Genomic DNA, 9494 nt, shown 5'->3' with positions numbered 1-9494 from the left:
GGGTCCCGGGGCACGGCCCGAGCCCCGCCGCATCCCGGCCCGCGGAGGACGCCGTGCTCCCACCGGTTGCATTTCTTCGCGACGCCACCGATAATTACCAGCTTAAGACCGATGAAACGCGGTCGCATTCGATGACATGTCAACCGAGTTAGGGAGTCGCCACCATGGATGATTCAGCCTCGCCATCGGCTTCGGGCCGTTCCGCCTCGCAACACCATGGCATACCCATCAGCATCGGCGCGATGCTCGTCACCCTGGGAGTCGTCTACGGTGACATCGGCACCTCGCCCATGTACGTCACCAAGGCGCTGCTCGCGGGGCAGGGCGGCATCATGTCCGTCACCGAGGAGTTCATCCTCGGGGCCCTGTCCCTGGTGATCTGGACGGTCACGCTGCTCACCACCGTCAAGTACGTCCTCGTCTCGCTGCGCGCCGACAACCACGGCGAGGGCGGCATCTTCGCCCTGTACAGCATCGTGCGCCGCTGCGCCCGCTGGCTGATCATCCCCGCCATGCTCGGCGGCTCCGCGCTGCTCGCCGACGGCGTCCTCACCCCCGCCGTGACCATCACCACGGCCGTCGAGGGCCTGCGCACCATCCCCGAGCTGCACGCCGTCATCGGCGACAACCAGGTCAAGGTCGTGATCATCACCCTCGTCATCGTGTGCCTGCTGTTCGCCGTGCAGCGTGCCGGCACCTCCAAGATCGGCCGCGCGTTCGGCCCGGTCATGACCTTCTGGTTCCTGTTCCTGGGCGTCACCGGCTTCATGCACGTGATCGAGAACCCCGTGGTGCTCGTCGCCTTCAACCCGCTGCGCGGCATCGCCTTCCTGCTGTCGCCCAACAACCATGCGGGCATCATGATCCTGGGCAGCTGCTTCCTCGCCACGACCGGCGCCGAGGCCCTCTACTCCGACATGGGCCACGTGGGCCGCGGCAACATCTACGCCACCTGGCCGTTCGTGAAGGTCTGCCTCATCCTGTCCTACCTGGGGCAGGGCGCGTGGCTGCTCGCCAACGCCGGCAACGCCTCGCTCGCCGACATCGCGGACCTGAACCCGTTCTTCCAGATGCTGCCCGACATGATCCGCCCCTTCGGCGTCATCCTGTCCACCTGCGCGGCCATCATCGCCTCGCAGGCACTCATCACCGGCGCCTTCTCGCTCGTCTCCGAGGCGAGCCGCCTGGACCTCATGCCGCATATGCAGGTGTTCTACCCGGCCGAGACCAAGGGCCAGCTCTACATCCCCATGGTGAACAACGTCATGTGGGTCGGCTGCATCATCGTCGTGCTGCTGTTCCAGTCCTCGGCGCATATGGAGGCGGCCTACGGCCTTGCCATCACCATCACCATGCTGTGCACGACGGTCCTGCTGTTCGTGTACCTGCATAGGATCCGCCACGTGCGCCTCTTCCCCTGGGTGTTCCTCGCGTTCTTCGTGGCGCTCGAGGGCTTCTTCTTCGTCTCCTCCCTCACCAAGTTCTTCCACGGCGGCTACTTCACCATCCTGCTCGCGCTGCTGATCATGAGCATCATGGTGAGCTGGTACAACGGCAGCGCGGTGGAGCGCCGCCAGGCCAACCTGCTGCCCATCCGCAACTACCTGGAGCAGCTCGACCGCCTGCGCCACGACAGCACCTACGACAAGCTGTGCGACAACCTGGTCTACCTCACCAACAACACCCGCACCGACTACCTCGACCGCGACATCCTGTACTCGATCTTCGACAAGCACCCCAAGCGCGCCGCGGCGTACTGGTTCCTGAACGTCGAGGTCACCGACGAGCCGCGCACCTTCGAGTACTCGGTCGAGAACTTCGGCACCGACTACGTGTTCCGCGTCCACCTGTACCTGGGCTACAAGGTCAACCAGCGCGTGAACGCCTACCTGCGCCAGATCGTGGGGGACCTGTCCGCCTCCGGCGAGCTGCCCCCGCAGAAGAGCGACTACTCGGTGTACAACACGCCCGGCCCCATCGGCAGCTTCCGCTTCTGCATGGTGTACAAGACGCTCGCGCCCGAGTCCGACGTCGAGGCGAGCGAGCGCTCCGCCATCGCGCTCAAGTACGCGATCCGCCGCCACGCGGGCTCGCCGGTCCAGTGGTACGGCCTTGAGAACTCCAACGTCATCTACGAGTACGTGCCGCTGTTCACCAAGTTCAAGGCGGTCGACCACCTGACGAGGGTCTACCCGGAGGGGTAGCGCCCGATGCGCCCGGCGCCGACGCGGCGCCGCAGCAGAGACCTCGCCGAATGAAAGAACCCGCCGTCCCGAAGACCACCGGGGCGGCGGGTTCTCCCTGTTGAGATGCGCGGCAGGCGCCTTGCGGGCAGGCACCTCACAGACGGTCCCCGCGCCAGTTGGCGAGCCAGCGCTCCATGGACCGGCCCATCTCGGCCATGAAGTCCGAGGTGTGCTTACGGGTGTAGATGTCGAGCACGTGCTCGCCGGGCCCGGAGGCGTGCGGGCGGAACAGCGCGTCCATCTCCGCGACCTGCGCGTCGAGGGTCGACGCGTCCGCCCGGCGGTAGCGCTCGGGCATGACCAGGTTCTCCACCGGGTGCGGCGTGGCGGGCCGCTCCTTGACGGGCTCGCCCAAGATGAGCATGGAGAGCGGCACGGTGTGCGGCGGCAGGTCGAGCAGGTCGCGGACCTCCTCCGCGTTCTCCACGATATCGCCGATGTAGCACGTGCCGAGGCCGACGGCCTCCGCCGCGATCACGGCGCTCTGGGCGGCGATCACCGCGTCCTGCGCCGCGATGGCGAACTCGCCGAGCCCCGGCGCGCGGCGCGCGGCGATGCCCGTGCGCTCGATGAACGCCGCCTCGAAGCACCCGACGCGCTCGAACAGGTCGATCCACTTGCAGTAGTCGACCACGAAGACGAGCGCCCACGGCGCGCGGGCGATCATGGGCTGGTCGTCGCAGAGGACCGCCAGGCGGTCGAGGGTCTTCTGCGCGCGGATGTCGATGATCGAGTACATCATCATGGCCCCGGCGGTCGGGGCGCGCGACGCGGCGCGCAGCACGGCGTCGCGCTGCTCGTCGGTCACCTCGACGCCGTCGGCGAACCGGCGCGTCGAGCTGCGCCGGTCGATGAGGTCGAGGGTCCCCTGATTCCATGCTGTCCGCTCCATGCGCGGCCTCCTTCCCTGTACGGTCCGCTCGGGCCGGCGGAATCGGCCCCGCCCGTGCCGGAGCCTGCGCCGGCGCCCGCGCCGCAGAGCCGGTCGAGCCGGCCCCGGCGACCCCGTGAAAGAGCCGGGGCGTCGCCGCGGGAGCCGCCCCGGCGACCGGCATCCCGCGCGAACCGGCGCCCTACCTTAAGTTTCTCCACATTTTACGCACCGTGCGGCGCGCATCGACGGAATCTCGACAAACGAACGGTACCATTGGTTTCCGCAACATCAAGACGTTGTCATGAACCTGTCAGCGACCCTCGGGCGACGCCCCTCACGCGCGCCCGCCCCGCGCCTGGCCGGCGCGGTCCGAAGGAGTTTGCCACATGCTCGTTACGGTCATCACCTGCGTGGGCCTTGTGCTCACGGCGCTCTCCGCCGTCTCCGCCCTGCGCTTCGCGCGCACCGGCGGCACCCGCATCCCCGCGAACGCGATCGCATGGGGCGTCGTCTTCGCGCTCCTCCAGGCGTTCATCGCGATCTGGTCGGGCATCGGCCTGGTCGAGAGCGACCTGCTGTCCGCCCTCGTCCTCAACGTCGTGCTCACCGGCTGCGCCTGGGCGGGCTTCAACCGCGCCCGCGTATCCGAGCGCGCGCTCGCCCTCGTCGGGCCGGAGGGGCGCCTCCCCCACCCACTCGTCGCGAGCGTCCTGCTGCTGCTCGTCGCCGGCTTCTTCGCCGTGCTCGGGCTCGAGGTCCCCTCGAACCACGACATCACCTGGATGTACCCGCTGTGCCTGATGCTCGAGTGGGCGCTCGTCACCGCCGTGATGGCCGGCGCCTTCCTCATCTTCCAGCGCCGCGGCGGCATCTCCGCGGGCATCGCCCTCGTGCTCCACGTCATCGGCATCGCCGAGTACTTCGTTGTCCTCTTCAAGTCCATGCCCATCACCCCGGGCGACCTGACCGCCCTGTCCACGGCCGCCGCCGTCGCCGGCACGGGGTACAGCTACACGCTCTCGGCCTTCTGCCTGTACGGCATGGCCTGCGCCGCCGTCTCCATGACGCTCCTCCAGGTCGCCGGGATCCTGCGGCCCGAGCGCTCCCGCCGCACGCGCCGCGGCCTGGTCGTCAACCTGGCCGTGGGCCTCGCCCTGATCGCCGGCGTCGCCGCGCACGTCACGCTGATCGACTACTACCACACCCTGAACATCCAGGTCTACACCTGGCGCCCGCTGGAGAGCTACTACCGCCAGGGCTTCCTGCCCTCGTTCATCTCCGGCGCCCAGACCATCCGCCCGCCGCGTCCGGACGACTACACCGTCGAGGGCGCGGAGGAGACCATCGAGGAGTACGCGACCGCCTACGACGAGGGCGCCGGGTCCTCGGAATCGCGCGCCGCCGCCGAGTCCCAGTTCTCCGAGGAGCAGCCGACGGTCATCACCATCATGAACGAGACCTTCTCCGACCTCTCCATCTACCAGCAGCTCCACGCCGGCTACACCGGTCCCGAGTACTTCAAGGGCATGTCCGACTGCCTGTCGCGCGGCAAGCTCTACGTGTCCGCCTACGGCGGCGGCACCGCCAACACCGAGTACGAGTTCCTCACCGGCAACTCGATGGCGAACCTCGGGTCGGGCGTGTACCCCTACACCATCTACAACCTCCAGGACACCGAGAACCTCGCCGCCCAGTTCAAGGACCTCGGGTACGACACGGTTGCCATGCACCCCAACCACGCGACCAACTGGAACCGCGAGAACGTGTACGAGGACTTCGGGTTCGACCGGTTCCTGTCGATCGAGGACTTCCAGGACGCCGAGACCCTGCGCGGCATGGTGACCGACCAGGCGACCTACGACAAGATCCTCGAGCTGCTGGACACCAACTCCAACCCGCAGTTCATCTTCGACGTGACCATGCAGAACCACTCCGGCTACAACACCGGGCTCATGCCGTACGACAAGCAGCTGAACCTGTCCATCGACGGCATGACCAACTCCGAGGTGAACGAGTACGTCTCGCTCATCCAGGAATCCGACCGCGCGCTCGAGAACTTCATCGGGCAGCTGAGCCGGCTCGACCGCAAGGTGATCGTGGTGTTCTTCGGCGACCACCAGCCGTTCTTCCCGTCCACGTTCAACGACCTGTGGTTCACCGACGAGGACGAGGCGACGCACCAGGAGCGCCTGTGGCAGACCGACTACGTGATCTGGGCGAACTACGACGTCGCGGGCAACGACCAGACGAGCGAGGTCGACGACCTGTCCACCAACTTCCTGGGCGCCAAGCTGATGGAGCTCATCGGCGCCCCGATGAGCGACTACCAGAAGGCCCTCACAAGCCTGCGCGACGCCATGCCCGCGATCAACTCCGCCGGCTACTGCGATGCCCAGGGGCGCTGGTACCTGACCGGGAGCTCGGTCGAGGGAGGCGATGCGGCGCAGCAGGCCATGGAGCAGGCGCGCGGCGACTACGCGGTCATGGAGTACTACCAGATGTTCTACGACGGGCGGGACATCTACACCAAGCGCTACCAGTCCGCGGCGAACGAGACCGACCCGAACCTCGCACCGGGCACGACGAAGATCAAGTGACGGCCGGACACAGGCCGACGGCGACGGGGCCGGACGAGCACGCAGCTCGTCCGGCCCCGTTCGTTTCGGGAAAATAGGGACAGGCACTTTTTTCCCACCCGTTGGGAAAAAAGTGCCTGTCCCTATTTTCCCGGCCCGCGATTTCCCCGCGAGTTCCGAGCGGAGGTTAGAGGCCGAGCGCCTCACGTGCCGCCGCGGCGATGCGGTCGAGGTCGTCGGCGTCGGGGTGGGCGAGCGCGGCGTCGAAGTTCGCGATCATCCCCTGGACGCGGGCGTCGCCGGGATTCTGCTCGAGCATCGCCTCGTAGCGACGGCGTACCCCCTCGCCCATCCTGCCCTGGCACATGGCCCCTCCCGCGTAGGCGGCGCCGTCGGGCAGCTTCGCCCGCACACCGGAGAGGATGCGGTCGAAATACTCGGGTGCGCCGCCGAACCCGGCGGTGCCGAACAGGAACACGCGCTTGCCGCCGAGATGCGCGAGCAGCTCGTCCATCTCGGCGGTGCAGGTGCCCTTGTCGCACCAGAAGCCGGCGAGCACCGCGTCGGCATCCCCGACGCGCCCGCAGACCTCCTCGACGGTCCCCGCGGTCACCTCCGCGATATCGACCTCGGCACCCGCATGGGCGAGTGCCCCCTGCAGCGACTCAGCCACCTGCTTGGTGTTTCCCCCGCGGCTGTTGTACGCGATCAGAATCCTCATGACGCATCCCTCCCATGGACGCGGTCGGCCCGAGCCGGCCCGTGAATCGGTATCCGTTGTACCGGGTACCCCGTTCTCGCCACAGCAGTCGCGAGATGGGAAATCGGGAAAATGGGGACAGGCTGGGAAAATAGGGACAGGCACTTTTTCCCCACGGCTGGGAAAAAAGTGCCTGTCCCTATTTTCCCGGTCCCCGACCTCCCGCACCCGTCGGTGCTACAGCTCGCGGCGGGCGTAGATCCTGAGCGACACCGCCGCCGAGATGCCCAGCACGACCAGGGACGCCGCCGCGAAGACCACCATGCACGCCGCGGTGCCCGCCGGGGTCTCGATGAGCTTCAGCAGCTCGGCGAGCGTCTCCATGGAGACGGCTGCATCGTCCAACACGCCGCTTCCGATAATCAGCATCGGGATGATGAAGATGAGGACGGTCATCATGGGGAGGTACTGGGTGGCCTTGGTCTGCCCGAACCGGAAGTACACCGGCGTGATGACGCTCGCGACCGCCGAGCCCATGAACATGCAGAAGAAGGATGCGAACAGCATGCCGAGGATGGTGCCGGGGTCGAACGCCAGGATCGACGAGAGGCCGCCGGGAAGCTCCACCGCGCTCGCAACCCCCGTCAGCACCGCCGCCGCGAGCAGGCCGATCGCCATGCCCGTGCAGCCGATGGTGAGGATCACGGCGTAGCGGGCGAGCACCACGTCGCGGCGCGTCACGGGCATCGTGAGCCGGAACAGGCCCCAGTTGTTCTGCTCGTCGTACGCCGCCGCGGCCATCGAGCCCATCATGAACTTCAGCATGGTGATGACCGCGGGCGCCGCCACGATCGACTGCATGCCGAGGCTGATGCAGAACGCCACGAAGAACCCGAGCGGGATCAGCTGGCGCATGTAGTCCTTCAGAACCGTCATCTCGATCAGGTACGCGCGCTTCATCTATCGCACACCGCCCTTCAGCATCAAGGTCATGTAGTCGTCGATGGTCATACGGTCGCAGGGCACGTCCGGGAAGCGCCGGGCGAAGTCGTAGCGGTCGGGCACCAGCACGTCGATGCCGTACTCGTGGCGCTGGTAGCGCAGCTCGGACTCGGGCACGAAGCCGCTCGAGGCGATCCGCTCGAAATCCGCCACGCGGCAGCGCGCCACGCCCATCTCGTCGGTGATCGCGTCCTTGGCGAGGTCGAAGACGATGCGCCCCTCGTCGATGCAGACCACGCGGTCGGCGATGCGCTCGAGGTCGCTCGTGATATGGCTCGACATGAGGATCGCCCTCCCCGGCGCGGCGACGAAGTCGCGCAGCATGTCGAGGACCTCCTCGCGCGCCATGGGATCCAGCCCGGCGGTCGCCTCGTCCAGGATGAGCAGGCTCGAGCCGTGGCTGAGCGCGCAGGCGAGGCTGAGCTTCATGCCCATGCCGCGCGAGAGCTCCTTGACCTGCTTGCCGGCGTCCAGGCCGAAGTCCTTGAGGCGGCGCGCGAAGGCGCGCCCCTCCCATGTGCGGAAGGCGCGGCCGTACAGGCGGCCCACATCGCCCACCTTGAGATGGGGTGGGACGGAGACGGTGTCGAACACCACGCCGATGCGCTCCCGCACCTCGGGCGCGAGACCGCCGCCGGTCGACACCTGGCCCAGCAGGCGGGCCTCGCCGGCGTCGACACCGATCAGGCCGAGGAGCGCCTTGATGGTGGTGGACTTGCCGGCGCCGTTCTTGCCGACGAACCCGACGACCTCCCCGTCGTCCACCGTCAGGTCCACGCCGTCCAGCGAGAACCCCTCGTAATGCTTCGTGAGGCCGGTCGCCTCGATCAGATGCGTCATGTCGTCACACTCCAAAGTCATCGGGTCGGTCCGAGGGGCCGCCCGGTCGCTTGCCGCGAGATAGCCGGAGACGGGCTGTCCCGTCATTCGAGGGTGAGGGCGAACATCTCGGAGAGCTCGGTATCGCTGAGCCCGATGGCGCGTCCCGCCTCCACGGCACGCCCCATGAGGCCCTCGACCTCGCGCAGATGCTCCTCGCGGATCAGCTCCTCGTTGCCCCCCGCCACGAAGCTCCCCTTGCCCTGGACGGTCTCGATGAACCCCTTGGCCTCCAGGTCCGCGTAGGCGCGCTTGGTGGTGATGGCGCTCACCCGCAGGCTGTTGGCCAGCGCGCGGATGGACGGGAGCTGCTCGCCTCCCTCCAGCTCACCCGAGAGGATCTGCGCCTTGATCTGCGTCATGATCTGCTCGTAGATGGGCCGGTCGCTCGAGTTCGAGATGATGATCTCCACACGGTGTCCTTTCGTACGCGCCCGCCGGGGCGTCCCCCGACGGGCAGGATGCGCACCCGACGTCCCGATGGCATCCCTGTCCGGGTATACTGTGTATACTCGTTAAGTACAGTATATACACACCTATACACAGTGCAAGCCCTTTTTCGGGGACGGGCCGGGAAAATAGGGACAGGCACTTTTTTCCCAATGGCTGGGAAAAAAGTGCCTGTCCCTATTTTCCCGGCCCGTCCCCATTTTCCCAGGATGGGCGAGGCGTGCAGCGAACGGCGACCGGGGAGGTTGCAGGTCCCCGGTCGCCTCGGCAACATGCGTTTTCGGTTGTTCGACGAGGCGGTGCCCCTCGGCGCCACTTCGACGCGTTCAGCTTCTCGACGATCCAGGCCACGTCGTCGGTGGTCTTCATCCGCTCGAGGACCTCCTCGTCCTCGAGCACCTTGCAGATGGCGGCCAGCACCTCGAGATGCTCCTCGCCCTTGCCGGCGATACCGAACAGCAGGTAGGCCTTTTCCCCGTCGAAGTCCACGCCCTCGGGGTACTGCTGCAGCACCACGCCGGTCCGCTTGACGGCGTCCTTCGCCTCGTTCGTACCGTGCGGGATGGCCACACCCATACCCATGAGCATCGTGGTGTCCGGCGCACCGGCGATGCAGCCGAGCTCGGCCGCCTGCTGGGGCGCCCGGTCTCCGGCGACGAGCGGATCGTCGAGGCGGCGCGCGAGCTGCTCGGCCGCGGCGTCTCCCAGGTCATGGTCTCCCTCGGCGGAGACGGGGCGGTCTTCGTCACGCACGATGCGGCGCTGCG

Annotated in this window: 8 protein-coding genes; 2 read left to right on the top strand and 6 right to left on the bottom strand. The window is 67.4% G+C overall.

What is annotated here, in order from left to right; all coding sequences use genetic code 11:
* Window positions 1-164 precede the first annotated feature (164 nt).
* On the top strand, window positions 165-2204 hold the full coding sequence (locus PHA29_RS00555; RefSeq protein WP_270847450.1) for a KUP/HAK/KT family potassium transporter: 2040 nt from the start codon (window positions 165-167) through the stop codon (window positions 2202-2204).
* A 136-nt stretch (window positions 2205-2340) separates the two neighbouring features.
* On the opposite strand, the gene PHA29_RS00550 is transcribed toward PHA29_RS00555, so the two are convergent.
* Complete coding sequence (locus PHA29_RS00550; RefSeq protein ID WP_270847449.1) at window positions 2341-3138, bottom strand: nitroreductase family protein; 798 nt, start codon at window positions 3136-3138, stop codon at window positions 2341-2343.
* A gap of 368 nt (window positions 3139-3506) precedes the next feature.
* On the opposite strand from PHA29_RS00550, the gene PHA29_RS00545 reads away from it, so the two are divergent.
* Entirely contained in the window at window positions 3507-5717 is a 2211-nt protein-coding gene (locus PHA29_RS00545; RefSeq protein ID WP_270847447.1) for an LTA synthase family protein, read from the top strand.
* 166 nt (window positions 5718-5883) lie between these two features.
* Here the strand turns inward: PHA29_RS00545 and bilS are convergent, their stop codons facing one another.
* The 5 genes from bilS to PHA29_RS00520 all read right to left on the bottom strand — a co-directional run bounded on the left by bilS (window position 5884) and on the right by PHA29_RS00520 (window position 9480).
* Window positions 5884-6417 carry a flavodoxin family protein BilS gene (gene bilS / locus PHA29_RS00540; RefSeq protein WP_270847445.1) on the bottom strand — a complete coding sequence of 178 codons (534 nt, stop codon included), beginning with the start codon at window positions 6415-6417 and terminating at the stop codon, window positions 5884-5886.
* 216 nt (window positions 6418-6633) lie between these two features.
* Complete coding sequence (locus tag PHA29_RS00535) at window positions 6634-7356, bottom strand: ABC-2 transporter permease (protein ID WP_270847444.1); 723 nt, start codon at window positions 7354-7356, stop codon at window positions 6634-6636.
* Entirely contained in the window at window positions 7357-8238 is an 882-nt protein-coding gene (locus tag PHA29_RS00530) for an ABC transporter ATP-binding protein (protein ID WP_270847442.1), read from the bottom strand. It lies immediately after the preceding gene.
* Window positions 8239-8321: 83 nt separating this feature from the next.
* Entirely contained in the window at window positions 8322-8690 is a 369-nt protein-coding gene (locus PHA29_RS00525) for a GntR family transcriptional regulator (protein ID WP_270847440.1), read from the bottom strand.
* 214 nt (window positions 8691-8904) lie between these two features.
* On the bottom strand, window positions 8905-9480 hold the full coding sequence (locus PHA29_RS00520; protein WP_270847438.1) for a PTS sugar transporter subunit IIA: 576 nt from the start codon (window positions 9478-9480) through the stop codon (window positions 8905-8907).
* Window positions 9481-9494: the final 14 nt, after the last annotated feature.

The organism is Candidatus Collinsella stercoripullorum (genome assembly GCF_027669965.1).
Classification (GTDB): domain Bacteria; phylum Actinomycetota; class Coriobacteriia; order Coriobacteriales; family Coriobacteriaceae; genus Collinsella; species Collinsella stercoripullorum.
This window is presented reverse-complemented; position numbering and strand designations above follow the sequence as displayed.

What these genes read in the sequence shown, in the direction of transcription:
- PHA29_RS00545 (WP_270847447.1), top strand. Translation starts at nt 3,507, where the DNA reads ATGCTCGTTACGGTCATCACCTGCGTGGGCCTTGTGCTCACGGCGCTC.
- PHA29_RS00555 (WP_270847450.1), top strand. Translation starts at nt 165, where the DNA reads ATGGATGATTCAGCCTCGCCATCGGCTTCGGGCCGTTCCGCCTCGCAA.
- PHA29_RS00535 (WP_270847444.1), bottom strand. Translation starts at nt 7,356, where the DNA reads ATGAAGCGCGCGTACCTGATCGAGATGACGGTTCTGAAGGACTACATG.
- PHA29_RS00530 (WP_270847442.1), bottom strand. Translation starts at nt 8,238, where the DNA reads ATGACGCATCTGATCGAGGCGACCGGCCTCACGAAGCATTACGAGGGG.
- PHA29_RS00550 (WP_270847449.1), bottom strand. Translation starts at nt 3,138, where the DNA reads ATGGAGCGGACAGCATGGAATCAGGGGACCCTCGACCTCATCGACCGG.
- bilS (WP_270847445.1), bottom strand. Translation starts at nt 6,417, where the DNA reads ATGAGGATTCTGATCGCGTACAACAGCCGCGGGGGAAACACCAAGCAG.